The organism is Agrobacterium sp. DKPNP3 (assembly GCF_052686535.1).
Map to the genome: position 1 here is coordinate 35,569 of NZ_JBQYSN010000019.1, position 26,401 is coordinate 61,969.

The 26,401-nt window shown below is 59.7% G+C and carries 23 protein-coding genes; 18 read left to right on the forward strand and 5 right to left on the reverse strand.

Features of this window, described 5'->3' with window-relative positions; translation table 11 throughout:
- Nucleotides 1–2 precede the first annotated feature (2 nt).
- From ACUTJJ_RS08035 to ACUTJJ_RS08070, 8 genes are all read left to right on the forward strand, one after another.
- Complete coding sequence (locus tag ACUTJJ_RS08035; RefSeq protein WP_296072409.1) at nt 3–794, forward strand: glycoside hydrolase family 16 protein; 792 nt, start codon at nt 3–5, stop codon at nt 792–794.
- 65 nt (nt 795–859) lie between these two features.
- The gene (locus ACUTJJ_RS08040) at nt 860–2,041 is read left to right on the forward strand and encodes a glycosyl transferase family 1 (RefSeq protein WP_296072408.1); all 1,182 of its coding nucleotides are present in this window, start codon (nt 860–862) and stop codon (nt 2,039–2,041) included.
- Between the two features lie 17 nt (nt 2,042–2,058).
- On the forward strand, nt 2,059–3,057 hold the full coding sequence (locus ACUTJJ_RS08045; protein ID WP_296072407.1) for a glycosyltransferase family 2 protein: 999 nt from the start codon (nt 2,059–2,061) through the stop codon (nt 3,055–3,057).
- The gene (locus ACUTJJ_RS08050; RefSeq protein ID WP_296072404.1) at nt 3,054–3,998 is read left to right on the forward strand and encodes a glycosyltransferase; all 945 of its coding nucleotides are present in this window, start codon (nt 3,054–3,056) and stop codon (nt 3,996–3,998) included. The genes ACUTJJ_RS08045 and ACUTJJ_RS08050 overlap by 4 nt, the downstream gene beginning before the upstream one ends.
- Nucleotides 3,998–4,993: a glycosyltransferase family 2 protein gene (locus tag ACUTJJ_RS08055; RefSeq protein ID WP_296072402.1), complete on the forward strand. Its 996-nt coding sequence runs from the start codon at nt 3,998–4,000 to the stop codon at nt 4,991–4,993. Before ACUTJJ_RS08050 ends, ACUTJJ_RS08055 begins: the two co-directional genes overlap by 1 nt.
- A 67-nt stretch (nt 4,994–5,060) precedes the next feature.
- Entirely contained in the window at nt 5,061–5,966 is a 906-nt protein-coding gene (locus ACUTJJ_RS08060; RefSeq protein ID WP_296072400.1) for a UTP--glucose-1-phosphate uridylyltransferase, read from the forward strand.
- A 107-nt stretch (nt 5,967–6,073) separates the two neighbouring features.
- Nucleotides 6,074–8,422: a polysaccharide biosynthesis tyrosine autokinase gene (locus tag ACUTJJ_RS08065; RefSeq protein WP_296072398.1), complete on the forward strand. Its 2,349-nt coding sequence runs from the start codon at nt 6,074–6,076 to the stop codon at nt 8,420–8,422.
- Nucleotides 8,423–8,708: 286 nt separating this feature from the next.
- Complete coding sequence (locus ACUTJJ_RS08070) at nt 8,709–9,653, forward strand: 2-hydroxyacid dehydrogenase (protein ID WP_296072395.1); 945 nt, start codon at nt 8,709–8,711, stop codon at nt 9,651–9,653.
- A gap of 65 nt (nt 9,654–9,718) precedes the next feature.
- Here the strand turns inward: ACUTJJ_RS08070 and ACUTJJ_RS08075 are convergent, their stop codons facing one another.
- Complete coding sequence (locus ACUTJJ_RS08075) at nt 9,719–12,694, reverse strand: PAS domain-containing protein (protein ID WP_296072393.1); 2,976 nt, start codon at nt 12,692–12,694, stop codon at nt 9,719–9,721.
- 364 nt (nt 12,695–13,058) lie between these two features.
- On the opposite strand from ACUTJJ_RS08075, the gene ACUTJJ_RS08080 reads away from it, so the two are divergent.
- The 3 genes from ACUTJJ_RS08080 (at nt 13,059) to ACUTJJ_RS08090 (ending at nt 16,211) form a co-directional block, all read left to right on the forward strand.
- Entirely contained in the window at nt 13,059–14,057 is a 999-nt protein-coding gene (locus ACUTJJ_RS08080) for an ABC transporter substrate-binding protein (protein WP_296072390.1), read from the forward strand.
- 212 nt (nt 14,058–14,269) lie between these two features.
- Nucleotides 14,270–15,157 (forward strand): ABC transporter permease, encoded by an 888-nt coding sequence (locus ACUTJJ_RS08085; RefSeq protein WP_063947125.1) that lies wholly within the window; start codon nt 14,270–14,272, stop codon nt 15,155–15,157.
- On the forward strand, nt 15,150–16,211 hold the full coding sequence (locus tag ACUTJJ_RS08090; RefSeq protein WP_445541844.1) for a quaternary amine ABC transporter ATP-binding protein: 1,062 nt from the start codon (nt 15,150–15,152) through the stop codon (nt 16,209–16,211). The genes ACUTJJ_RS08085 and ACUTJJ_RS08090 overlap by 8 nt, the downstream gene beginning before the upstream one ends.
- Here ACUTJJ_RS08090 and ACUTJJ_RS08095 read toward each other — a convergent pair.
- Nucleotides 16,203–17,432, reverse strand: a complete 1,230-nt coding sequence (locus ACUTJJ_RS08095) for a TIGR03862 family flavoprotein (RefSeq protein WP_209090316.1) — start codon at nt 17,430–17,432, stop codon at nt 16,203–16,205. The two genes, ACUTJJ_RS08090 and ACUTJJ_RS08095, sit on opposite strands and share 9 nt — an antisense overlap.
- Nucleotides 17,433–17,500: 68 nt before the next feature.
- Between ACUTJJ_RS08095 and ACUTJJ_RS08100 the strand changes: the two genes are divergently transcribed.
- From ACUTJJ_RS08100 to ACUTJJ_RS08110, 3 genes are read left to right on the forward strand one after another with little or no spacing between them, the layout of a single operon-like run.
- Entirely contained in the window at nt 17,501–18,088 is a 588-nt protein-coding gene (locus ACUTJJ_RS08100; protein ID WP_445541845.1) for an IMPACT family protein, read from the forward strand.
- 39 nt (nt 18,089–18,127) lie between these two features.
- Nucleotides 18,128–18,796 (forward strand): pseudouridine synthase, encoded by a 669-nt coding sequence (locus tag ACUTJJ_RS08105; RefSeq protein ID WP_209090318.1) that lies wholly within the window; start codon nt 18,128–18,130, stop codon nt 18,794–18,796.
- Nucleotides 18,797–18,804: 8 nt separating this feature from the next.
- Nucleotides 18,805–19,431, forward strand: coding sequence for a class I SAM-dependent methyltransferase (locus tag ACUTJJ_RS08110; protein ID WP_209090319.1), 627 nt, complete (start codon nt 18,805–18,807; stop codon nt 19,429–19,431).
- Here ACUTJJ_RS08110 and ACUTJJ_RS08115 read toward each other — a convergent pair whose 3' ends face one another.
- Nucleotides 19,432–19,617: a hypothetical protein gene (locus ACUTJJ_RS08115; protein WP_063947119.1), complete on the reverse strand. Its 186-nt coding sequence runs from the start codon at nt 19,615–19,617 to the stop codon at nt 19,432–19,434. It abuts the gene before it with no gap.
- A gap of 183 nt (nt 19,618–19,800) precedes the next feature.
- Between ACUTJJ_RS08115 and ACUTJJ_RS08120 the strand changes: the two genes are divergently transcribed.
- Together ACUTJJ_RS08120 and ACUTJJ_RS08125 are read left to right on the forward strand one after the other, a co-directional pair.
- The gene (locus ACUTJJ_RS08120) at nt 19,801–21,030 is read left to right on the forward strand and encodes a PQQ-dependent sugar dehydrogenase (protein WP_209090320.1); all 1,230 of its coding nucleotides are present in this window, start codon (nt 19,801–19,803) and stop codon (nt 21,028–21,030) included.
- Nucleotides 21,031–21,116: 86 nt separating this feature from the next.
- Complete coding sequence (locus ACUTJJ_RS08125) at nt 21,117–22,133, forward strand: DNA topoisomerase IB (RefSeq protein WP_209090321.1); 1,017 nt, start codon at nt 21,117–21,119, stop codon at nt 22,131–22,133.
- A gap of 4 nt (nt 22,134–22,137) precedes the next feature.
- On the opposite strand, the gene ACUTJJ_RS08130 is transcribed toward ACUTJJ_RS08125, so the two are convergent.
- Both ACUTJJ_RS08130 and ACUTJJ_RS08135 read right to left on the reverse strand, forming a co-directional pair.
- Nucleotides 22,138–22,860 (reverse strand): response regulator transcription factor, encoded by a 723-nt coding sequence (locus ACUTJJ_RS08130; RefSeq protein ID WP_144578568.1) that lies wholly within the window; start codon nt 22,858–22,860, stop codon nt 22,138–22,140.
- A 1-nt stretch (nt 22,861) separates the two neighbouring features.
- Nucleotides 22,862–24,097, reverse strand: a complete 1,236-nt coding sequence (locus ACUTJJ_RS08135; protein ID WP_209090323.1) for a GAF domain-containing sensor histidine kinase — start codon at nt 24,095–24,097, stop codon at nt 22,862–22,864.
- A 308-nt stretch (nt 24,098–24,405) separates the two neighbouring features.
- Between ACUTJJ_RS08135 and ACUTJJ_RS08140 the strand changes: the two genes are divergently transcribed.
- Together ACUTJJ_RS08140 and ACUTJJ_RS08145 are read left to right on the forward strand one after the other, a co-directional pair.
- Nucleotides 24,406–25,422 (forward strand): ABC transporter substrate-binding protein, encoded by a 1,017-nt coding sequence (locus tag ACUTJJ_RS08140; protein ID WP_063947114.1) that lies wholly within the window; start codon nt 24,406–24,408, stop codon nt 25,420–25,422.
- 91 nt (nt 25,423–25,513) lie between these two features.
- Nucleotides 25,514–26,401, forward strand: an 888-nt coding sequence (locus tag ACUTJJ_RS08145) for an ATP-binding cassette domain-containing protein (RefSeq protein WP_445541846.1), incomplete at its 3' end; no start/stop codon positions are given.

The following is a 26,401-nucleotide window of genomic DNA, read 5'->3' on the forward strand; positions in this document are numbered from 1 at the left end:
CAATGACAACATTTGTCACCCGCGTTCAGACACGCATTCTTCTTGCCGCCGCCCTCTCGGCTACGGCCTTCACAGCGCCCGCCAACGCCCAGGAAGGCAACGGCACGTCCTTCATAGAGAACTTCGATTCCATGGACCGGTCTTTCTGGTACGTTTCCGACGGCTGGAACAATGGTTCCCACCAGAACTGCACGTGGTCGAAGAAACTGGCGACGGTCGAAAACGGCCAACTGACGCTTGGTTTCGATCAGCAAAAACTCGGCGAACGCAACTTTGCCTGCGGTGAAATACAGACCAAGGGCCGTTACCGTTACGGCACGTATGAGGCGCGGATGAAGGCCGCAACAGGGACAGGACTGAACTCTGCCTTCTTCACCTATATCGGCCCGACCGACAAGAAACCGCATGACGAAATCGACTTCGAGGTTCTTGGCAAGAACACCAATCAGGTACAGCTCAATCAATATGTGTCCGCCAAGGGCGGCAATGAGAAGCTGGTGCCGGTGGAAGGCGGCGCCGATGCCGGCTTCAACGACTATGCCTTCGTCTGGGAACCGCAGCGCCTGCGTTATTACGTCAACGGCAAGCTCGTTCATGAGGTGACGGACGCGACGAAAATTCCGCAGAACGCTCAGAAAATCTTCTTCAGCCTGTGGGGCACCGACACGCTGAAGGACTGGATGGGCAAGTTTGCTTATGCCGGGCCATCGCAGATGGTCGTTGACCGCTTCGCCTTCACGGCACTGGGCGACAAATGTCAGTTCCCGGAAAGCATCGCCTGCGCTCTGAATTGACCGGATGTTTTGAACCAAATCCCGTGCTGCGGCGTCTTTGACCCGCGAACCACCCGGAACCCTGCATGACCCATATTCTCTACCTCGCGCATGATCTTTCAGACCCCGCCATTCGCCGGCGGGTGCTGACCTTGCTTGCAGGCGGGGCGCGGGTCACGCTGGCAGGTTTCCGGCGCGGGCAGAACCGGCTGGCGGAAATCGAGGGCGTCGTGCCCATCGTGCTCGGAGAGACCGCCGACGGGAAGTTCATGCAACGCCTAGCCGCGGTGGGGAAAGCCAGCCTTTCGCTCGGCAAGCTATTGAGCGGCATCCCGACACCCGAGGTCATTCTTGCCAGAAATCTGGAGATGCTCGCTCTGGCAAAGCGCGCCATGTCGATCTATGGCGGCGAGCCGGCACTGGTTTACGAATGTCTCGATATTCACCGCCTGCTTCTCAACCAGGGCAAGCCCGGACAGATGCTGAACGCCGCTCAGCGTTATTTCGCACGCGACGCCAAACTGCTGATCACCAGTTCTCCGGCCTTCGTGGAGCATTATTTCAAGCCCGTGTCCGGCCTCGATCTTCCTGTCCTCTTGCAGGAAAACAAGGTGCTGGCGCTCGACGACACCGTTGCCGCCACGCCAAGACGACGGGCGCCCGCGCCCGGCGTGCCGTGGAAAATCGGCTGGTTCGGGGCGCTCCGCTGCCGCAAATCGCTTGAAATTCTCGCTGAGTTCGCTCGCCGCATGGAAGGCAGGGTCGAAATCATCCTGCGTGGCCGGCCAGCCTATTCGGAGTTTGCCGATTTCGACGGCGTCGTGGCCGCAACCCCGCATGTGCATTTCCATGGGCCATACAAGAACCCCGAGGATCTCGCCGCCATCTATAACGAGGTGCAATTCACCTGGGCCATCGACTTTTTCGAGGAAGGCCAGAATTCCAGCTGGCTGCTGCCCAACCGTCTTTATGAAGGCTGCCTTTATGGCACCCTGCCAATTGCACTTTCCGGCACCGAAACGGCTCGCTTCATTGAAAAACGCAATATCGGCTTCGTCCTGCAACAGGCGGGCGCTAACGATCTTGCCGCCCTTTTCAACCAGATGACCCCGCAGACCTATGCGGACGCCTTCCACACCCTATCGGCAACAGACAGGAAACAATGGCTGACCGACCGCGACGATTGCCGTCTGCTGGTGCAGCAATTGTCCTCACTCGCCAAATCCGCTTCCGGCCACGCCCGTGAAGCGCAGTTTTCACCCGTGTAGTGCGTAGGGGGCAAATCATGGAAGGTTTCGGTCATTCCGGCATCAGAACGCTGATCGTCATACCCTGCCTCAATGAGGCGAAGACGATCGAGGGGCTGCTTGTCAAATTCACCGATGCGATGCAGGGTCGCCTGTTCCGCATCGTCGTTGCCGATGGCGGCAGCACGGATGGAACGCGCGACATCGTTGCCGCCTTTGCGGCGACGGATGACCGCGTCACGCTTCTCGCCAATCCGAAGCGCATCCAGAGCGCCGGCATCAACCTGGCCGTTGCCACCTTCGGCGAGGACTTCGATTACCTCATCCGCATCGACGCCCATGGCGATTACCCCGATGATTATTGCCAGCGGCTGATCGAGGACGCCGAACGGACGGGTGCGGACTCCGTCGTCGTCGCCATGGATACGGTCGGCAACGGCCTGTTCCAGAAGGCCACGGCCATCGCCCAGAATTCCAAGCTCGGCAATGGCGGCTCCAAGCACCGCGAGGGCGCGAAAGGCCATTGGATCGATCACGGCCACCACGCGCTGATGCGGATTGCCGCTTTCGATGCGGTCGACGGTTATGACGAGAGCTTCAGCCACAATGAGGATGCGGAGCTGGATTTCCGGCTGCGCAAATCCGGGTTCCGCATCTGGATGACCGACAAGACCCGCATGACCTATTATCCGCGCGCCAGCGTCATGCCGCTCTTCAAGCAATATCTCGCCTATGGCCGCGGCCGGGCGAAGAACCTGTTGAAACATCGCTCGATCCCGAAAATCCGCCAGATGATTCCGCTCGCCGTGCTGCCGGTCTTCGTGCTTGCGCTGCTGTCGCTTGTGCACTGGGCGGCACTTATCCCGCTCGGCCTCTGGATTGCCGCATGTGTGGGTTATGGCCTGTGGATGGCAATTGGTCAGAAAAATCCATACGGACCGCTCGCCGCCTTTTCGGCGATGGTGATGCATCTGGCCTGGTCCACCGGCTTCTGGCTGGAACTCCTGAAATTCCGGGGAAGAAAGGCTGTCTCATGACCGACAACACCGTCACCCGCCCGCATTTTTCGAAAACCGTCGATATCGGTATCTGCACCTATAGACGCCCGGCGCTTGTCGCCACACTTCTGTCACTCTTCGAACTGGAGGTGCCGGAAGGCGTGAAAGTTCGGCTGATTGTCGCCGATAATGACGAGGAGCCAAGCGCCAGGGCAAGCGTCGATCGCCTGCGCGAAACCGCGCCCTTCGAGATCACCTATGTGCATTGCCCGAAATCGAATATTTCGATTGCCCGCAATGCCTGCCTGTCGGAATGCAAGGCGGATTATCTTGCCTTCATCGATGATGACGAAACCGCCCCGCCGCAATGGCTCAATGCCCTTCTGAAAAAGGCGGACGAGACCGGCGCGGAAGCGGTCCTCGGCCCCGTCACGGCCGTCTATCGGGACAACGCGCCGGGCTGGATGAAACGCGGCGATTTCCATTCAACGCTTCCGGTCTGGGTGAATGGCGAGATCATCACCGGCTATACCTGCAACACGCTGCTCAAGATGGATGCGCCATCGGTGAAGGGCCGGCGCTTCGCGCTGGCGCTCGGCCAGAGCGGCGGTGAGGACACCCATTTCTTCTCGCACCTTCACGCCGCCGGCGGCCGCATCGTTTTTGCGGAAGATGCCATGCTGTCCGAACCCGTGCCGGAAAATCGCGCAAGCTTTATGTGGCTTGCCAAACGCCGCTTCCGCTCCGGCCAGACCCACGGCCGTGTGCTGGCTGAGAAAAAGCCTGGTGCGCGCCGCGTGGTTCAAGTGGTGAAAGCCGGCTCGAAAGTAGTTTATTGCGCCCTCTTCGCTGCCCTGACCGGCTTCAACGCCGTGCGCCGCAACCGTTATGCGTTGCGTGGCGCGCTGCATATGGGTTCAATGAGCGGCGCCTTCGGTGTGCGTGAAATCCGCCAATACGGTGCGGTGGAGGCGACCTGATGGAAAACCTCGTCTCGCCGCCCGATATCAGCTTCGTCATCGCCGCCTATAATGCCGCCGACACCATCGAAGCCGCCGTTCAAAGCGCGCTCGATCAGCAGGGCGTGACTCTGGAAGTGATCGTCGTCGATGACCGGTCCGCCGACGATACCATTCCCTTCGTTGAAGCGATCGCCGCCATCGATCCGCGCGTGCGGCTGCTTGCGCTCGAAGAAAACCGGGGTCCGGGCGGTGCACGCAATGCCGGTATCGAAGCCGCGACCGGACGCTGGATCGCCGTGCTCGATTCCGACGATGTCATTCGCCCGGAACGCTCCGCCTGCATGCTGTGCCGGGGGGAAGCCGCGGGTGCAGCGATCGTTGTCGATAATCTCGATGTGGTCTACACCGATGGGCGGCCGATGGAGACGATGTTTTCGGAAGAGTTTCTTCAGGAAAGGCCGGTCCTGACGCTTGAGGACTTCATTTCCTCCAACATCCTGTTCCGCTCCACTTTCAATTTCGGCTACATGAAACCGATGTTCCGACGGGAATTCCTTCATAGCGAGGGGCTGCGCTTCCGCGAGGACATCCGCATCGGCGAGGATTATATCCTGCTCGCCTCGGCGCTCGCCGCCGGCGGTCTCTGCGTCATCGAACCGAAGCCGGGCTATATCTACAATATCCGCGAGGGCTCGATTTCGCGCGTGCTTGAACTGCACCACGTTGAGGCGATGATGCGGGCCGATGAGGATTTCCTGAGCCACTATACTCTTCTGCCCACCGCCATGGACGCGCAGCAGGCGAGGACCCGCAGCCTTCAGCTTGCGCATAATTTTCTGACTTTGGTGGAAAACATCAAGCGCCGCTCGGTGCTTGGCGCTTTGAAGACCACGATCAAAGATCCCGCCGTTTTGGGGCATTTGCGGATGCCCATTGCAGTGCGGCTGAGGAGGCTGCGGGACGCGATGTTCGCCCCTGCAGCGAATACAGGGGTGAAAAGGCAGATTTCATAAAATTTGCGCGCGGACCCTGTCTGCGCGGGGACTGGGGACAGATGAAACCTTGATGAAGGAGAACGCGATGGACCTGAACAAAACTGTCAGAAAAGCCGTCATTCCCGTCGCCGGCAACGGCACGCGGTTTTTGCCCGCCACTAAGGCGATGCCGAAGGAAATGCTGACGATCGTGGATCGTCCGGTCGTGCAATATGCTGTCGATGAAGCGATGCAGGCCGGTATCGAGCACATTATTTTCGTCACGAGCCGTAACAAGACCGCCATCGAAGACTATTTCGACAGCGCGCCGGAACTCATCAATACGCTGACCCGCTCCGGCAAGACCGTGCAGGTGTTGCAGCTGGAAAAGATGCTGCCCGTTGCAGGGACCGTCAGCTACACCCGCCAGCAGGTTCCGCTCGGTCTCGGCCACGCCGTCTGGTGTGCGCGCGAACTGGTCGGCAAGGAGCCTTTTGCCCTGCTGCTGCCTGACATGGTCTCCTACGGCGCACGCGGCTGCATTGCCGGTCTGATGGAGCTTTATGACGAAGTCGGTGGCAATATTCTCGGCGTCGAGGAATGCCTGCCGGAAGAAGTCTCTTCCTATGGCGTCGTCGGCGTCGGCCAGAAGGTCAACCACGGCTTTGCCGTCACCGAAATGGTCGAGAAGCCGGAACCATCCAAGGCGCCGTCGAATTATTACCTGAATGGCCGCTATATTCTGCAGCCGGAAATCTTTGATATTCTCGCCAGGCAGGAGCGTGGTGCCGGCAATGAGATTCAGTTGACCGATGGGATGAAACGTCTTGCGGAAAAACAGCCGTTCCACGCGCAGAAATATTCCGGCCGCACCTTTGATTGCGGCAGCAAGCAGGGCTTCATTGCCGCCAACGTCGCCTTTTCGCTGATGCGGGCAGACATGGAAGCACAGGTTCTCGCTTCGGTGAAGGAACTGGTGGCGAACCATGAAAGCCGCGTGCAGGCGGCCTGACTTTAATCGCGCCGCCGGGGAGGCGGTCGGCGCACCAATAACGGGAGGCGGGAAGGCGAGTGTTGCTCGGCTTCCCGCGTACCATTTTTAGTTCACAAGGTAGGTCCATGCACCACAAGACCTTTAAATCCAATATTGGTTTTCCGGAATCCGGCAAGGATTCCGATACGTTTATCGACCTCGACCGCCTGTGGGCCGCCGTGGTGCGCCGCGCCAATGTCATTGCTGCCTCCGTCATTGCCGCCGTGGTCCTCGCAGGCCTCTATCTGGTATTCGCGACCCCTGTTTACACCGCGATGACGCAGGTGCTGCTCGATGAAAGCCTCTCGCGTTACGCCGAAGAGGAATCGCCGGTGCCCGCCGCGCAGATCGTCGACAACCGCATCGCCAGCGCCGTGGAAATCCTGAAATCCAAGGAAATGGCGCTGACCGTCGTCGACAAGGCCAAGCTTGACGAGAACGACACGATCGTCAATCCAGCGATGTCCCCGGTCGAACTCGTCAAATCCTCCGTTCGGGGCATCCTCGACCTCGTGCTGCCGGGCGACCCGCCAGTCTCCGAAGCCGCCATCCGCGCCGGGCGGCGGGAAAAAGCCGCCGCCGTGCTGCAGCAGTCGCTGACCGTCGAGCGTGTGGGCCGCAGCTCGGTCATCGCCATTTCCACGCGTTCGACCGATCGTCAGCTGGCCGCGCAGATCGCCAAGACCTATGCGCAGGCCTATCTCACCGAACAGCTGAACGCCAATTTCGATGCCAGTGAACGTGCTTCTGTCTGGTTGCAGGAACGTCTGACCGACCTCAATCAGCGCGCACAGGCGGCGGAACTCGCGGTTCAGAAATTCCGGTCCGACAACAATATCGTATCCTCACGCGGCGAACTGATGTCGGAAAGCCAGCTTGCCGATCTCAATGGCCAGCTGATTGCTGCGCAGGCGGATGCAGCCACGGCATCTGCCCGCTACAATCAATATAAATCGATCATCGACCGTGGACCGGAAACAGCCGTCGACAACGCCGTCGTCTCGGCCCGCGACACCGACAATTCGGTCATTCAGGATCTTCGCAAGCGTTACATTACCATTTCCGACCGGCAGCGCGGCATCGTCCAGCAGTTCGGCGCCGATCATCCGCAGGCGACCGCACTCGAAGCGGAAAAGAAGGAAGTATCGCAGCAGATTTTCCAGGAGTTGCAGCAGCTGACCGGCAGCTTCAAGAACGAATATGACGTCGCCAATTCGCGGGTTCAGTCATTGCGCGACAGCATCGATAAGGTAGCTGGCCGAAATTCGGAAGCCAATATCACCATGGTGCAGCTGCGCGAGCTCGAGCAGCGGGCGACGGCGTTGCGCACCCTCTATCAGTCCTATCTCGGCCGCTTCGAAGAGGCTTCGCAGAAGCAGTCGCTGCCGATCGCCAAGGCCCGCATCATCTCCGAAGCCGGCCTGCCGACATCCCCTTCCAGCCCGAAAAAGACCATGACCATGGCGCTTTCGGTCATTCTCGGCCTGATGCTGGGCAGTGGTATTGCCGCACTTCTGGAGTTCCGGGACCGCTTCTTCCACACCGGCAACGACGTGCGTGACAATCTGCGCATGCGCTTTCTGGGTTACCTTCCCTTCATCGGGGAACGAGGCGTCGAAAATGCCAAAACCGGCAATAGCGCCGCCACTCCTGGCGGAGAAAACGCAACACTTGACGAAAGCGGTCAGGTCTCGTTCCAGAAAATGCTTCGCCTTGCGGTCGACAGCCCCCGCTCCAGCTTCGCGGAAACATTGCGTAACGTGAAGCTGACGGCCGATGTCGTCATTCAGGAACGCCAGTGCCGGGTCATCGGCGTCATTTCCTGCCTGCCGAACGAGGGCAAGTCTGTCGTCGCGCTCAATCTCGCCGGCCTGATCGCCTCGACCGGTAAGCGCACACTTGTCGTGGATGCCGATATCCGCAACCCCGGGCTTAGCCGTATGCTGACGACACGCCAATCTGCCGGTCTGGTGGAAGTGGTGCTCGATGAAGTTCCGTGGACACAGGCTGTAAAGGTGGATACCCGCACGAAAATGGGCATCCTGCCGGTTTCGACCAGCAACCAGTTCGCCCATTCGAGCGAGTTGCTCTCCTCGTCCGGCATGCGCAAATTCATCGACTCCGCCCGCGAGGCCTGCGATTACATCATCGTTGACCTTGCCCCCGTGGTTCCCGTCATCGATGCCAAGGCCTTTGCGCCGCAGGTGGATGGCTTTGTCTTCGTCACCGAATGGGGCAAGACGCCAATCCAGATGGTGCAGAACCTGATGGCCAACGAGCCGCAGATCGCCAACAAAACGCTCGGCATCGTGCTCAACAAGACCGACATGACGGAACTTCAGCGCTATGCCGGCCCCGGTGGTTCGGAGCATTATCACGAGAAATTCTCGGCCTATTACGGCGACGCAAAACCGCCGGTTAAGGAAGATGCCTGATCATGAAACGGCCCGGTGAAGAGCGGGCTGTCGACACGAAGGCAACTCGGGAACTGGGCGATCCAGCAACCTTACCATCCCACGCCGTCACCCCGGCCTTCGAGGGGAACAGCCATCCAAGTCGTTGGCTGAGGAGAACCTGTCCGCATGGCAGGCGCGCGTCGGCTGGACGCCGATCGCGTCCGGCATGACGGGAGAAACGTAAAATCCCGCCTGTGGCCTATGCATTTCTTCCGAAATTGCGCATTGATGGCGTGCCATGAAAATCGCAAGCAGGACCAATGCCATGCCATCACCTATCGCCTTTGTTTCACGGATGAATGCGGAAACGGAAACCGTGTGGAAACAGGCGCTGCGCGCCGCAATGCCGCAGGAGGTGATTCTCTCCTTTTCAGAATTGACGGACGAGCAAAGGCGGGTCGTGGATTTTGCCATCGTCGCCAATCCAGATCCGGCCGATATCGCGGCTCTTCCCGGCCTGACCTGGATTCACAGCCTCTGGGCGGGCGTCGAGCGGCTGGTGCTGGAATTGGGAGAAAAGGTGCCGCCTATCGTCCGGCTTAAAGACCCGGAGCTTTCCCGCGTCATGGCCGAAGCAGTGCTTGCATGGACCTATTATCTACAGCGCGACATGCCCGCCTACCGCGAGAACCAGCAAAAAGCATTGTGGCAGGAGCTGGAGTACCGCCATCCCGCCGAGACGACAGTTGGGCTCCTCGGTCTCGGTGCGCTTGGCATGGCGGCTGCGGACCGTCTCATCCATGCCGGTTTTAATGTTGCCGGCTGGAGCCGATCGGAAAAGGCAATCCCAGGTGTGGAAACCCTGAATGGAGACGATGGCCTTCAGGCATTGTTGGAAAAAAGTGACATTCTCGTCTGCCTCGTTCCGCTCACGGACGCAACGCGCGGCCTTCTCAACGCCGGCCGTCTGGCAGCAATGAAACCGGGAGCAGCCGTGATCAATTTCGCCCGCGGCGCGGTGATCGTCGCGGATGACCTGATTGCAGCGCTCGATTCCGGCAGACTGTCCCACGCCGTACTCGATGTATTCGAGCAGGAACCGCTGCCTGCGGACTCACCATTCTGGCAGCACCCGAAAGTCACCGCCCTGCCGCATATCTCCGCGCCGACAAGCCGTGAAAGTTCGGCACGGATCGTTGCGGGCAATGTCCGCGCCTGGCGGGAAAGCGGCAAACTTCCAGAAACCGTCGATATGGCTCGCGGTTACTAGGGCACGCCCCGCACGCAGGGGGCGTCCCGCTTCTGCGATCCGAGCCGGGCCGCGACGCTGGCGGCTTACTCCGCCAGCTCGCTTTTTGTGCTGTGTGCCTGTCGGACTGCCGAAACGATTTGTTGTTCGTCGTAGGGCTTTGTCAGGAGCACGGCATTTTCGGGCGCACCCTCAGGCAGATTGCTGTCGCCGGTCGCAAACACGACGGCCAGCCCCGGTTTGCGGCGCAGGGCCTCCACTGCCAGCTCACCCCCCATCATGTCGGGCAGGCCAAGGTCGGTAACGAGAATGTCAACGCGGTCCGCCTCGATCACCTGAAGCGCCTCAGCGGCATTTCCGGCTTCGATGACGGCAAAGCCGCTATCCGACAGCATCTCCGTCGAGTTCATCCGGATCAGTTCATCATCCTCGACCAGAAGAACCCGTACTGACCGGTTTTCCTTCTCAGCTGCGCCGGGAAGCCCCGACGATTTCGCGTGACCCGGCGCGGCGGCCGGCCGCGCTCTTGCCAGGGAAACCTGCTTGCGGTTGGCAATGACATGGCGAATGCGCCGTGCCAGCGCTTCGCGCGTATACGGCTTGGAGAGAAGCTCGACCCCGGCATCCAGCTTGCCGCCGTGGACGATGGAGTTTTCGGTGTAACCCGAGGTGAAGAGAACGGCAAGATTGGGCAGCCGTTCCTGTGCGCGGCGGGCCATTTCCCTGCTTTTCAGAGGCCCCGGCATGACCACGTCGGTGAAAATCACGTCGATCGGAATACCGCTTTCCACCACGGTCAAACCCGCCTGCGCATCGCGCGCCGTCAGCACCCGGTAGCCAAGGTCGCCAAGCGTCTCGACGACAGTGTTGCGCACCTCCTCGTCATCCTCGACCACGAGGATGGTCTCTGTTCCACCCTCGATGGGACCGGTCGGCATGATCACCTCCCTGTCCTCATCGGCAGCAGAGCGCGGCAGATACATCTTGACCGTCGTGCCCTGCCCTACCTCGCTGTAGATGTTGACGTGGCCGCTGGACTGTTTGGCAAAACCATAAACCATCGAAAGGCCAAGGCCCGTCCCCTTGCCCTCCGGTTTTGTCGAAAAGAACGGTTCAAACACCTTTTCGAGAACCTCCGGCGACATGCCGGAGCCGGTATCGGTGACGGCGAGCATCACATATTGTCCCGGCGAAACGTCCGAATGCTTGCGGGCGTAATCGCGGTCGAGAACCGCATTTCCGACTTCGATTGTCAGTTTCCCGTGACCTTCCATGGCGTCGCGCGCATTGATCGCGAGATTGAGAAGAGCGTTCTCCACCTGGTTGGGGTCGGCATAGGTATTCCAGAGACCACCAGAGGTGATGACTTCGACTTCGATCGCCTCACCGAGCGACCGGCGCAGCAGATCGTCCATGCCCGTGACGAAACGGGAAATGTTGATGACTCGCGGTTCCAGCGCCTGACGGCGGCCGAAGGCCAAAAGCTGGCTGGCGAGCTTCGCGCCCCGATGGACGCCCGCCAGCGCGTTCTCCAGCCGCCGTTCGGCGCGCTCATTGCCGATCACGTCCTTCGACAGCAGTTGCAGATTTCCCGCGATCACCTGAAGAAGATTGTTGAAATCATGCGCCACACCGCCGGTCAGCTGACCGATGGATTCCATCTTCTGCGACTGCAACAGGGCTTTTTCCGCCTGGCGTCGCTCCGCCATTTCCGCCTCGACCCTGGCCTCAAGACCTTCATTCAATTGCCGAAGCTGCTCTTCCGCCCTGATTCGGTGGCGAATCTCGCGCTCGAGGTTGCTGGCATGTTCCTTGAGCGTATCCTCAGCCTGACGCTGTTCGGTGATGTCCGTGTGGACCCCCACCCATTCGGCAATCGCACCATTCTTATCAAAGATCGGAACCCCACGGATTGCAAACGTCCGATAGACGCCATCGTGACGGCGCACGCGGTGTTCCCAGATATAGGTCGACTTCTCGGCGACAGCCTTGTTCCAGCTATCCACCGACCCCTGCCGGTCGTCCGGATGCACGGCATCGGCCCAGCCAAAACCCTGATATTCTTCAGCCGTCTGACCTGTCAACGCCGCCCAGGCAGGCTGTTCCCCCAGCATTCTGCCATCGGCACTGTTGGTCCAAAGCACCCCGTGCACCGCCTCCACCGCCGCCCGGAAACGGTTATTGCTGATGAGGATTTCCTGCTCGGACCGCTTGCGGTCTTCGATATCGATGATCAGAACATAGATCCCGTCGACGGAACCATCGGCGACGTAACGCGGCATATAGCGGATTTCGGCGGCGCGTGTTGTGCCATCCGGCCGGCGGATGACCGTGTCGGAGACGATGCTCTCACCGTTGAGCGCCCGATCGAGATAGGGTTTGCGTGCGGCAAAAAACTCTTCGCCGACGATATCGGGAACACTGTGGCCAATCACCTCATCGGCGCTGCGGCCAAACCACTCCAGATAGCCATCATTGGCGAATTTATAGACGTAATTGCAGTCCACATACCCGACCAGAATGGGCAGTGCATTGGTCAGCCGGCTAAGCTCCAGGCGGCTCTGCTCCAGCGCTTCCAGCGCCCGCACCTTGTCAGTGTTTTCAAGCACGGTGCACAGAACGCCGTCGACTGTGCCGCCTTCATTGTAGATCGGCGTGTAGAACAGATCGAAGATCACCTCTTCCGGTGCGCCATGTCGCATCAGCGTCATCGGCTGGTCGCGGTAGGCCATGACCTCACCGCGAAAACCGGCTTCGAGAATACGGCTGTTCCAGTCCCAGATTTCCGGCCAGATGCCGGGCACCGTGCCGCCCAGCGCCTGCGGATGATAATTACCGGCAATCTCCGCATAACCGTCATTGTAGATCATCACATGATCGCGGCCCCACATCAGCACCTGCGGAATGGGTGAATTGACGACGGAGTTGGCTTTTTGTCTCAGATTTTGTGGCCAGTCACGGATCGGACCGAGCGAGGTCTTCGACCAGTCGAAGCGGCGCACAAGCTCACCCGTTTCACCGCCGCCGATGGGCCATACCGGGGCAGCACGAAGATTGGTCATTCAACATCACCACAAAAATCGAGAGGAAATCTCCCGTAATACAGAACAGGAGAAAAGTCCAAGAGAACAGAAACTTCGTTGGTTTGTTCCCTGCTTTTTCAAAAAAATGAAAAAGTTCCATCGGTTTGAAAATTTCTCGGCGCTGCTGCTAATCAACCATTTATTTCAAAGCCTTCACGCCAGAATTTTTTCCCGAATACCCCTGCAATGGCGCCTTCTCCTGAGGGTGAGCATCCTCAATACGCCAGAAATTGCCGCAAACGGAATGGCGACAAACGAATTATTAAGCCTCAATAAGGGTGCTGGCGGTCGCGGTGCCGTCAGCGCCCGGGTCTTCGCCACACCGCGACCAGAGGGAACAACAATGAAAATACTTTTGGGTGCCACAATTCTTTCCGCAGGCTTCGCCTTTTCAGGGGGCGCAGCTTATGCTGCCGATTGCGGAAGCGTTACAATCGCCAGCATGAACTGGCAGTCGGCTGAAGTTGCCGCCAATCTGGACAAGTTCATCCTTGAGAAGGGCTACGGCTGCTCTGCCGAAATCGTCACCGGCGACACCGTACCGACATTGACCTCCATGGCCGAGAAAGGCCAGCCTGATATCGCGCCTGAGGCTTGGGTCAGCCTGCAGCCGGAAATCGTCAAGCAGGGTCTCGAAGGTGGCAAGGTGGTCGCGGCCGCTAAAATCCTTTCGGACGGCGCTGTCCAGGGCTGGTGGATTCCGAAATATGTTGCCGAGGCCAATCCGGATCTGAAGACCATTCCTGACCTCTTCAAGCATCCTGAACTTTTCCCGTCGCCGGAAGACAAATCCAAGGGCGCTGTATTCAACGGCCCACAGGGCTGGGGCGGTACCGTGGTCACTGCGCAGCTTTTCAAGGCGTTTGGCGGCGAAAAGGCCGGCTTTACGCTTGTTGACACCGGCTCTGCCGCCGGTCTCGATGGCTCTGTCGCCAAGGCCTATGAAGCAAGGCAGCCGTGGGTCGGCTACTACTGGGCTCCAACCTCACTGCTCGGCAAATATGAAATGGTGAAGCTCGGGTTCGGAACCGAATATGACGCGGCCGAATGGAAGCGCTGTACTTCGGTTGCCGATTGCGCCGATCCAAAGCCGAACGCCTGGCCAATCGACGACGTGCAGACACTGGTCAGCAAATCCTTTGCCGATCGTTCCGGCCCTGCCATGGATTACCTCAACAAGCGCGCCTGGACCAACGCCACCGTCAACAAGCTGATCGCCTGGATGACGGATAATCAAGCAACCGGCGAGGACGGCGCAAAGCATTTCCTGAAAGAGAACGAAGACCTCTGGAAGGGCTGGGTTTCTCCCGAAGTCGCTGAAAAGGTCAAGGCCGCCCTCTAAGAGCGCGTCCTTACATATCTGCCCGGTATCGGCGCCTGTCGACGGCGGCGCCGAGCCGTATTGGCTATCCCGGCTCTGGCGGGATAGCCAATACAGCGGGTTCAACAGAGTGTTCTGCCCGCGATTAGCCGGCACCCGACGCTCTGGCGATTTTACTCCCGAAGCGCGGAGGACGTTGGTCCCCGCCTCCGGTTCGTCATGGAGAACAGGATATGGAATGGCTTTTCAAATTTCCGACCATGAATGACGATTCTCTGCGCGCGCTGAAAAAAGTCATCGACGAAGGTTTCCGGGCTTTTACCCGAACCTATGGCGGCGCAATCGAGGGGCTGTTTACACCCCTTCAGAGTTTCCTCATCTGGGCGGAAAGGCTTTTGATCGGCGCGCCCTGGCCGGTCGTTATTCTTATTGTCGGCGCTCTTGCCTGGTTCGGCAGCCGGAGTGCCACCATTGTTTCGCTCTGTTGCGGCATTCTCTTCGCCATCGGCTGGTTCGGCATGTGGGAAGACACGATGAAGACGGTCTCGATGATCTTCGTCTGCGCGGTGCTGTCCATCGTCGTCGGGTTGCCGATCGGCATTGCGATGGCGCGTTCCAACCGTCTGCAGAACGTGATCAATCCCGTTCTCGACGTCATGCAGACGATGCCGAGTTTCGTCTATCTCATCCCCGTCGTGATGCTGCTTGGCATCGGCCGCGTGCCCGGCGTTATCGCCGTCGTCATTTACGCCATTCCGCCGATGATCCGCCTTACCAATCTCGGTATCCGCATGGTTGACCGCGACGTCCTGGAAGCGGCCGACGCCTTTGGTTCTTCCAATCGCCAGAAGCTCTTCAAGGTGCAGCTGCCGCTCGCTCTCCCTACGATCATGGCCGGCATCAACCAGACCATCATGATGGCGCTCGCCATGGTCGTCATCGCCTCCATGATCGGCGTCCAGGGGCTTGGCCAGCCGGTGCTGAAAGCCATCGCCAACCAGTACTTCACGCTCGGCGTCTTCAACGGGCTTGCCATCGTCGGCATCGCCATCATCTTCGACCGCATCAGCCAGGCCTATGGCCTTCGCCTGCAAAAACACCGGGAAGTGGCGCATGGCTAGTCAATCGATCGAAATTCGCAGCCTCTACAAGATCTTCGGCCCCAAGGCGGGGGACTATGTCGAACCCGTCAAAGCCGGCATGTCCAAGTCCGATCTCAACGCCAAACATGGTCATGTGCTCGGCCTGCGTGATATCAACATCACCATGCCGGGCGGCCAGATCACTGTCATCATGGGCCTTTCCGGCTCCGGCAAATCGACGCTGATCCGCCACGTCAACCGGCTGATCGACCCGACGGCCGGTGAAATCCTCTACGGCGGCACCGATGTCTGCCGTCTGAATGAAGCGGATCTTCTGGAGTTTCGCCGGCACAAGACGGCCATGGTCTTCCAGAAATTCGGCCTCCTGCCTCACCGAAACGTGCTGCAAAACGTTGTCTATGGCCTTGAGGTGCAGGGCGTTGACAAGCGTGAGCGCGAAGAAAGGGCAGAGGTCTGGATCAGGCGTGTGGGCCTCGAAGGTTTTTCGAACCACTATCCCAACCAGCTCTCCGGCGGCATGCAGCAGCGCGTCGGGCTCGCCCGCGCGCTGACCAACAACGCCGAAATCCTTCTCATGGACGAAGCATACTCGGCCCTCGATCCGCTTATCCGCGTGGATATGCAGACGGTGCTGCTGGAACTGCAGAAGGAACTGAAGAAGACTGTCGTCTTCATCACCCACGATCTCGACGAAGCGCTGCGGCTCGGTGACAAAATCGCCATCCTGCGCGATGGCGAGATCATCCAGCAGGGCACCGCGGCCGAAATCGTCATGTCGCCCGCCGACAGTTATATCGAAGCCTTCGTGGAAGAGGTCAATCGCGGCCGCGTTATTCGCCTCGGCGCCGTCGTACAGCAGGAATTTGCCGGCCAGTCCCGCCTTCAGCTCGATGCGGACATGACGGTGGAAGAAGGCCTGCGCGCCCTCGTCCGGGAAAATGTCAGCAGCGCCACCGTGGTAGGGGACAATGGCAAGACACTTGGAGCAATAACCACCGATGCCATTATGCGCTGCCTCGTCAGAACCGCACATGGCGAGGAGGCCGGCACGGCTGAACGTCTGTCAGGCTGAACCCTCAAGCCACGCGGCCATGCCCTTTGCAGCGGCCTTGCCGGTGGCGAAGCAGGCGGTCAAGAGATACCCCCCTGTCGGCGCTTCCCAGTCTAGCATTTCCCCGGCAGCAAAAATGCCGGGGAGCTTCTCCAGCATATAGTTCTGATCAAGGCCGCTCCATGCGATACCGCCAGCCGACGAGATTGCCTCGGCAATCGGTCTCGTCTCCAAAAGCGGTATCTCTGCATGCTTTATTCTCGCGGCGACAAACTCGTCCGGCATGGCGGCGATGTCGGGAAAGATTTCCCGCAGAAGCCCGACCTTCACGGCAGACAGGCCAGCCGCCTTACGCATGCGGTTTGCGAAACTTTCCTTCCTGACGAGCCTGCCCAGATCACGGCTAAGTCGTTCCACCGTACGTCCGGGCGCAAGATCAATCGTCAGCGACGCTTTGCCTGCTTCTTTCAACCGGTCTCGCAGGGCGGCGGAATGGGCATAGATCACGCTGCCCTCAATGCCGTGCTTCGTGATCACGAATTCGCCCTGAAAGGCCCCCGCCGGCGAAATGGTGACCGTGGATTTAACCGCTTCACCGGCAAAACGCTCACGGAAGACATCGCTCCAATCAACGTCAAAACCGCAATTGGCCGGGCGGAATGGAGCGAGCTCTACACCCCTGACCGCAAGCACCGGAACCCATGCGGCATCGGAGCCCAGACGCGGCCAGCTTGCGCCGCCAAGTGCCAAAAGAGTGACATCGGCCTTGACGGCAATCTCGCCCTCCGGTGTCGCGAAAACCAGCTGCTCGCGGGAAAAACCCGTCCAGCGGTGCCGCGTCCTGATGGTGACGCCTTGCGCCTCCAGCCGGGCAAGCCAGGCGCGCAGCAGCGGCGAAGCCTTCATCGCTTTGGGAAAGACCCGACCGGAGGTGCCGACAAAGGTGTCCTGCCCCAGACGCTCAACCCAGTTGCGCAGCATATCAGGCGTAAAATCATTAAGAGCGGCGCGCAGGCGTGGTTCCGCATCACCAAAGCGCTGGCGGAAACTGTCATAGCCTTCGGCATGGGTAATGTTGAGGCCAGATTTCCCGGCCATGAGCAATTTGCGCGCCACGGTCGGCATCGCCTCGAACACGGTCACGGCATGGCCGGCGGCTGAAAGCACTTCCGCCGCCATCAAGCCTGCCGGGCCGCCGCCGACGATGGCGACCTGCCTTGCCTCGCCCAAAACCCTCTCCATGCTTAGTTTCACTGTTCCGTGCCTTATACCGATTTCCGCGTGCGAATATATGCGATAATGAAACGTGCATGTTCACGCTCGACCGCCCCGTCACCTTTTCGCAGGATATCAAGAAAAGCCGCTTCCTCGCCTTTGCTGCACCCGTCACGAGCGAAGACGACGCGAAGACCTTTCTGGCAGCGCATTCCGATCCCGATGCGAACCATAATTGCTGGGCGTGGCGAAGCGGCCAGACCTATCGCTTCAGCGACGACGGCGAGCCGTCGGGCACGGCAGGCAAGCCGATCCTTCAGGCCATCGACGGTCAGGCGCTCGACAATGTCGCAGTCTTGGTCATCCGCTGGTTCGGCGGCATCCTGCTTGGCAGCGGCGGATTGATGCGCGCCTATGGCGGCACCGCGGCAGCGTGCCTGCGGCTTGGCGAAACCTCCCCTGTCATTACCTATGTCAGCGCCACGTTAACCTGCCCATTTTCCGATCTGGCGCTGGTAAAATCGCGGCTTTCCGCGGCGCCGAACCTGCGGCTGGAAAAAGAAGACTTTACCGGCACGGGCGCGGATATGCTGCTCTCGGTTCCAGCCGAGGACGCTGAAAGGCTCACCCGGCTTCTCAGCGACCTTACGAGCGGCCGCGTCAACCTGCAAATTCCAGATTAGAGCGCCTGTCCGAGCCCGAAATTCATGTTATGGAAGCGCATGTCTTCAGAGCTATCGAACCCCGTTTACAACCCGCCGCTCGATCCATGGCTCACCATCGTGCACCGAGACAACGATCTGCTGGTGCTGGATAAGCAGAGCGGACTCCTCTCAGTGCCGGGGCGCGATCCTGCGCTTTCCGACAGCCTGATGACGCGCGTCCAAAAAGAGTTCCCGAAAGCGCTGATGATCAACCGCCTGGACAAGGACACATCTGGAATCGTGCTGATGTCCCTAAACCGCAAGGCCCATGCGGCAATTGCGTCACAGTTTGAAAACCGCCAGACGCGAAAATCCTACGTGGCAATTGTCTGGGGCGAGGTGAAGGGCGAGGAGGGTGAAGTGGACCTGCCACTTGCCATCGATCCCGAGAACAAACCGCGCCACCGGGTCGACCATGAAAATGGCAAGCCGGCGCAAAGCCTCTGGCGGGTGCTCGAGCGTTTGCCGCTTCCGGCAACCCGACTGGCGCTGACGCCTCTCACCGGCCGCACGCATCAATTGCGGGTCCACATGAAGGCACTTGGCCACCCCATTCTCGGCGACGACTTCTATGCCGAGGGGGATGCACGCATTGCCGCGCCGCGCCTCATGTTGCATGCACAGGAAGTCGGCTTCCGTCATCCCGATGGTCGTGGCGTCACCTACACCGTGGCCTGTCCGTTCTGAGGCCCGAGATGAAAGAACCGAACGAAAGCTTCGTGGTGGATTTCGTCGGCGGCGCGGTCGGACACCGCTTCCGCTCCGGCGAGGGGCGCGGGCAAGCCTTGCCCAAGGCCGCCGGTTTCACCAAAGGCCGCACCCCAAAGATCGTGGATGCCACGGCTGGGCTGGGGCGGGATGCCTTCCTGCTCGCATCGCTCGGAGCGGAGGTCACCCTTATCGAACGCTCGCCAGACATGCATGCGCATCTCACCGATGGTATCCGGCGCGCAACGGAGGCGGGCGGCGCCTACGCTGAGGCGGCAGCCCGCATGACATTGGTCCATGGGGATTCGCGGTATCTACTGAAGGAACTTTCACCCGAAGTGGTCATCGTCGACCCCATGCATCCTCCCCGCCACAATACGGCGCTGGTGAAAAAAGAAATGCGGGTGTTGAGGGAGCTCGTCGGGGCAGATCAGGATCAGGTGGAACTTATGGAGGCTGCGCTGGAGAATGCCACAAAACGCGTCGTCCTGAAATGGCCGTTGCGCGCAGATCCGATGCCGGGCATTCGCAAGCCCTCTCACCAGATAACGGGTAAAAACACCCGTTACGACGTCTTCATGATCTTTGGAAAATCCGTTGAGGACGATTGCTGATCAGCGAAAGTTCGGCTTACGCTGAGCATTCATCAGCAATTCATGGCGCGACGCGAAGTCACCGAATAACTTCCTCAGCCGCGATTCTTCAGCCTTATCGAGCCTGTAACGGCGGCAGAATTCCGCAACGTTCAGGATCGGTTTGGTCTGGTTCCCATCTATCGTCTTGTTGTCAATGATCTGCATGTCACCCTCCGTCTAACCGATGCCAAACGCGGCCAAAGGAATAGGGTTCCGTATGAATTCCTACGGGTTAGAAAAAGTGCGAGGGCTGCACACGCGATGATCAAGTTTTCTTGAAACTATCGAACGAAACGAATCCCTTCCCAGATGGTTTTTCGCAAGACCTTAACGAAGGAAGGGAGACCCATGTTCCATAAGACCCGATTTCTGAGCTCAACGATCCTGTGTGCCTTCTTTGCCTTGCCGCTTTCCGGGATCGCCCACGCCCAGACCGCTCCGGCTGCCGAAACGAAACGGCCGAATGCGCCGGATCAGAAACCGGCCTTTGAGGGACAGACACGCGCTCCCCAAGCCGCAAACCAGCCAAACGTGGAAAAAACCGTCGTTGCAGAGGGTCTGCCGCATCTCTGGTCCATGGAATTTCTGCCAGACGGTCGTATGATCGTTGCTGCCAAGGAAGGCGCCATGCATATCGTCGCAGATGGCAAGACGGGCCCGGCGCTGGAAGGTGTGCCTGAGGTTGCGTCCGACGGACAGGGCGGTCTTCTCGATATCGCGCTGGCGCCCGACTTCGAGACATCCCGTAAGATCTTCTTCTCCTTTTCCGAACCACGCGAGGGCGGCAACGGTACGTCCGTTGCCTCTGCAAGATTGAGTGAAGAGGGCGGTGCGGCAAAACTGGAGGATGTCTCGGTAATCTTCCGCCAGATGCCGACCTATGACGGCGACAAACATTTCGGCTCCCGCCTCGTCTTCGGCCCCAACAACGAGCTTTACGTCACTGTTGGCGAGCGGTCGGACGCAACGCCCCGCGTTCAGGCGCAGGATTTGTCGAGTGGTCTCGGCAAGGTTTTCCGCATCGATGCCAACGGCAAGGCATTTGAGGGCAATCCCTTCGCCGGCCAGCAGGACGCTCTGCCGGAAATTTGGAGCTATGGCCATCGCAACCTGCAATCGGCGGCCCTCGACGGCCAAGGCCGACTCTGGACCGTCGAGCATGGACCGAAGGGCGGCGATGAGTTGAACCTTCCAAAGGCAGGGCTGAACTATGGCTGGCCAGTCATCACCTATGGCATAGAATATAGCGGCGGCGAAGTGGGTGAAGGTATCACCGCCAAGGAAGGCATGGAGCAGCCCGTATACTATTGGGACCCCGTTATCGGCCCCTCCGGCATGGCCTTTTATGACGGTGACCAGATACCCGAATGGAAGGGCGCCTTCATCGTTGGCGGCCTGGTCAGCCAGGGTCTGGTCATCCTGCACATCGATGGCGACAAGGTTGCGACTGAAAGCCGACTGCCGCTGGAGGCGCGCATTCGCGATGTGAAAGTTGGCCCGGACGGCGCCGTCTATGCGGTGACCGAAGAGCGCGGCGGCGGCAACTCACAGATTTTGCGGATCGCCAGGGCCGGCTGATTAAACCCACAACAGGAAGACAGGCTGCCGGAACGAAGGTGGCCTGTTTTTCGTTTCCCGCAACCTCAAACGTGCCGGAAACAACCATGCCACAGCCGCCTACCCGTCTTCTTGCCAAACTCGGCCTTGCCTATGTCAACGATCAGGAACCGGGTATCGCTCGCGAAAAGCGCGGGCGTGGCTTCTGCTATCGCCTTCCGGGCGGCGAACTTCTTTCCGACAGCGTCGAACTGAAACGCATCAAGTCGCTGGGCGTGCCACCCGCTTACAGGGATGTCTGGATCTGCATTGATCCGGCCGGGCATCTTCAGGCAACCGGTTTCGACGCCCGGGGACGCAAGCAATATCGTTATCATCCCGACTGGCATGCGCTACGCGGAGAAACCAAATTCTTTCAGCTGAAAAGCTTCGGCAAGGCATTGCCCACCATCCGCCGTCGCGCGCTGGCGGACGTCGGAAAACAGGACCACGGGCAGGAGATGACGCTTGCCGCGCTCACACTGCTGCTCGACGCCGCCTATTTGCGCGTCGGCAACCGCTCCTATCTCGAAACCAACGGCACCTATGGCGCGACGACCCTGCTCAAGCGCCACGTGTCCTTTGGTGAGACAATCGAGTTGCGCTTTGCTGCCAAGGGCGGGCAGAAGGTGAAACGGCAGCTGCGTCATCCGCGCCTTCAGAAAATCCTCGAGGAGATCGCCGATCTTCCCGGCAAGGAGCTTTTCGTCTGGCAGGATAGCGAAAACCGGGTGCATTCCGTCGATTCCAGCGACCTCAACGCCTACCTCGCGCGCATTGGCGGCCAGGGCATTTCAGCCAAGACCTTCCGCACCTGGGGTGGAACACTCGCTGCCTTCTGCAATGCGATGGAACATGTGGCGGCGGGCGAAAAGCCGAGCATCAAGGGCATGTGCCAGGCAGCGGCGGCGGAGCTTTCAAACACACCGGCGATCTGCCGCAAGAGCTATGTGCATCCCGCCGTCCTCGACATCGCGACGGAAGAAAAGGCCCAGAAAAAGCTCAGCCGCATCTTGAAGGTCGGGGCAAAACCCGTCTCGGGCCTCAGGGCGGATGAAAGACGGCTGCTGGCCTTCCTCCCCTGATAACTCAACGGCTCCCCGCCCATTCCGACAGGTCTCGCTCAGCCCGTTCCAGCGCGCTGTAATTCAAAAGCTTGCGCAGGAATGCCACGGTAACGGCGCGCGTTCGAAGATTAAATCGGCCTTCCGCCTCCTCATCACCGGCCGCCTGATGCACGTTCAGCTTTTCGTAGAGGCTTTGCAGCCGGTTCTGCACGCTGCGCAGCGACAGGTTTCGGCGGCGCGCAATCGCCTTGTCGGTGAGGCCCAGCGCGACATCGATGAGGATTTCATATTCGGAATCGGTGAAACCGTGGGCCTTGCCGAGGCTCTTCTCCTGCAACCCGCGCACTTCCCGGTCGATCACGCATTGCGCCTCGATGAAGATGCTCCTGAGCGCTAGCCGCAGGCGATCGTCGGAAGCAGATTTCAGCACATAGCCATAGGCGGCACCTTCGGGCACAATGCGGGAAACGCCGCGTACATAGGCTTCATCCGAATAGTTCGACCAGAAAAGAATGCGCGTATCAGGCCGCTCCTTCCAGATGGTACGCGCCGCCTCGATGCCGTTGCGCTCGTTCATCTGCAAATCCATGACGATGTGAGCCGCCCGATTTTCGCGCGCGAGCTTCTCGCCCGCCCTGCCATTTGCGGCCTCCAGAACATTGTCGCATTCCGGCAGCGCCGCCCTCACGGCCTCACTCAGATAGGCGCGGTGCAGCACATCGTCCTCAACGATCAGCACGTCCATGTCAAACATCCTCCCGGGCATCGAAAGCACCTCGCGGCAGCGTAACAGTGATGCGGGTGCCCGCTCCGGCTTCATTGCCGGAAATATCAAAACGGGCCGAAATCAGCCGTGCCCTTGTCTTCATATTGCCAATGCCGAGACCGCCGGAGGCAGCATTGTCACCGCCGCCATTGCCGTCATCGCTCACGGTCACCCTCAACCCGCCATCAACCGCGGAGAGCGTCACGGCAATCGTATCCGGCTGGGCATGCCTGATGGCGTTGTTGACCGCCTCCTGTACGATGCGGAACAGCGAGATCGCCACCGTCTTGTCGAGCCTCTCCACCAGGCCGTCGGTCTCATCGGTGACAGACCACTTTATAACCGAGCCGCTATCGCGCACGGAGCGGTCGACATAGGTCTCGATTGCCTCAACGACCCCGAACAACTGCAGGATCGAGGGTTTTGCTTCCTCGATGATCTCGCGCAGGTCCTGCATGCAATGTTGAAGGCTCCGGACAACCGGTTCCAGCATATCGCCCGACATATCCGCCGAATGGCTCATGCGCTCGATACGTCGCGCCAGCCTCGTCAGATCGGCCAGAGTCTGGTCATGCAGGTCCATGCCGATCCGCTGACGTTCGGCCTCGAGAGCCTCCGTCAATTGCAGGGCGCCGAGGCGAAGTCCTTCTTCGCGAGCATTGGCACGCGCCTCCTCGATGGCTGAACGTTTCGCCTGCTCGGCGGCGCGGATGGCATAGAAATAGGGTGCCAGCAGATCCGCCACTGCGCGCGCATTGGCCACGTCCTCCATCGTATAGGCATTGGCTCGATGGCATGAGCAGCTGAGCGCACCAATGATATCGCCGTGCACCTTCATCGGAACATGCAGACGGCTATGCAGGTCGAGTTCATGGATGGGACTGGAAAAGGCGCCCTTGAAGTGAAATCGGGGATCGGCGCAGGCATCGCTGCTCAGAAGATGCTCGACCTCTCCGGACAGGAGGGAGCGGATGGGACTTCCGGTCAAAAGTGCAGGCGGGTGTTTGCTCCAGGCGCTGACAAGCCCGCTCTCATAGGCGATGTGGTACTTGTCATCCAGCTGTTTGATGCAAACATCCATGTGGTCATGCGGGATGATATGACTGATCTCGGTCGCAACCGCCTGAATAATGGCGTTGAATTCCAGCTGCCCGGCCAGCAGGCGCGAAATGCCCATGTAGTGATGAAAAAGCGCGCTTTTCGGCGTATCCAACATTTGCCGACGCCCTCCCAAGCGCCTGCCGAATCGACATCGGGCGGCGCAGGTTTAAGCACACTAGAGCGCCGCATCATCCATTCTGCGCCCGGAATGCCGTTTCGTCCTGCGGGTTCCCGCATGCTTTCTGCGGAAACCCGCAGTAAGATTGCCGTGATCCGCCTATACAAGCCAAATCTTATTGGTCATTCTTGCTTGTACTGGGGAACGGAGCTCCAGTGCAACGGGATTTCGTCTGCCGCCGAGGAGATTTGTGGCAGAGGAGGGTTCCGGGACCCCGAAAGGGCAAGCCACCAGGGAGGAAATCAATGGCTTTCAGAAAGATGCTTCTGGCATCGGCCGCTGTCGCATGCGCAGCTCTGCCGATCACCGCACATGCCGATACGTCGGCCAAAAAAATTGCGCTTTCAAACAATTACGCAGGCAATTCCTGGCGTCAGGCGATGCTGACCAGCTGGGACAAGATCACCAAGCAAGCCGTCGCCGACAAGCAGGTGGCCGCAGCCGACGCCTTCACGACAGCGGAAAACCAGGCGACCGAACAGGCAGCCCAAATCCAGAACCTCATCCTGCAGGGTTATGACGCCATCGTCATCAACGCCGCTTCGCCGACCGCGCTTAACGGCGCGGTGAAGGAAGCCTGTGATGCCGGCATCACCGTCGTGTCTTTCGATGGCATCGTCACCGAGCCCTGCGCCTGGCGCATCGCGGTGGATTTCAAGGCGATGGGTGCAAGCCAGATCGACTACCTCGCCAAGGCCATGCCGAAGGGCGGCAACCTGCTCGAAATCCGCGGTCTCGCCGGTGTTTCCGTGGATGACGAAATCCATGCCGGTATCGTCGATGCCGTTGCCAAGAACCCGCAGTTCAAGATCGTCGGTTCGGTCAATGGCGACTGGGCACAGGATGTCGCCCAGCGCGCCGTCGCCGGTATTCTGCCGAGCCTTCCTGAAGTCGCGGCCGTCGTAACCCAGGGCGGTGACGGTTATGGTGCGGCACAGGCTTTCGCCGCTGCCAAGCGCCCGACACCGACGATCGTGATGGGCAACCGCGAAGACGAGCTGCAATGGTGGAAACAGCAGAAGGATGCCAGCGGCTACGAGACCATGTCCGTCTCAATCGCTCCGGGCGTTTCGACGCTCGCATTCTGGGTGGCGCAGCAGATTCTGGATGGGAAGGATGTGAAGAAGGACCTGACGGTTCCTTTCCTGCGCATCGACCAGGCCAATCTTGAGGAGAACCTCAAGAACACCCAGAAGGGTGGCGTCGCGAATGTGGAATACTCGCTTGAGGATGCCCAGAAGGTCATTTCCTCGGCGAAGTAGTCTGCGCTTTGATGCCTGACACTGCGGCGCTTTCGAAAGAGGCGCCGCAATGATCCCCAGATTCAATTTCAGATCACTGGCGCAATTGCTCATGAATGACATCATCGAGGCGGAAGAAGTCGTCGCCGCACGCGGCGTGAAGGTCGCGTTTGGCGCGATCAAGGCGCTGGATGGGGCCGATCTCGTCATCCGTGCCGGGGAATGCCTCGGCCTCGTCGGCCATAATGGCGCGGGAAAATCCACGATCGTCAATGTCATCAATGGCGGGCTGACGCCGCATGAAGGCTCCATTTCCTACGGCAGTGACCAGAACCGCCACGGCATCGCCGCCGCGCGTGCGAGCGGCGTGCGCTGCGTGTTTCAGGAACTCTCGCTCTGCCCGAACCTGACGATCAGCGAAAATGTCCGCATCATGCATGCCACTATCAGCGGACGGAACTGGCGCGGGCGCGCTCTTGCCATGATCCGCCAGACGCTGGACGAGATTTTTCCCGGCCATGGCATCGATTGCGAACTGACGATTGCCGAGCTTTCCATTGCGGAGCGGCAAATGGTGGAAATCGCCATCAATTTCTGCCGCACACCTGACGCCCCGAGGCTGGTGATCCTCGATGAACCCACCTCCTCGCTCGACGCTGGCCTCGCCGAACAATTGATGGATTATGTCCGGCGTTTTGTCCGAACGGGCGGTTCGGTGCTGCTGATCTCGCATATTCTCGGCGAAATTCTTTCGACCGCCACCCGCATCGTCGTGATGAAGGACGGTCGCGTGGTGGCCAACCGGCCGGCGGGCGAATTCACCACGCGCACGCTGGTGGAAGCCATGGGCAGCGTCGTCAAGCCGCAGGACAGACAGAAACTCGAAAACCGCAAGGCGGGCGAAAAAGTGCTGTCCATGCCGGCGCGCCGCGGCGAAGGCCTTGCCTTCGAGGCCTTTCGCGGTGAGATCATCGGCCTTGCCGGTCTTGGCGGCCATGGC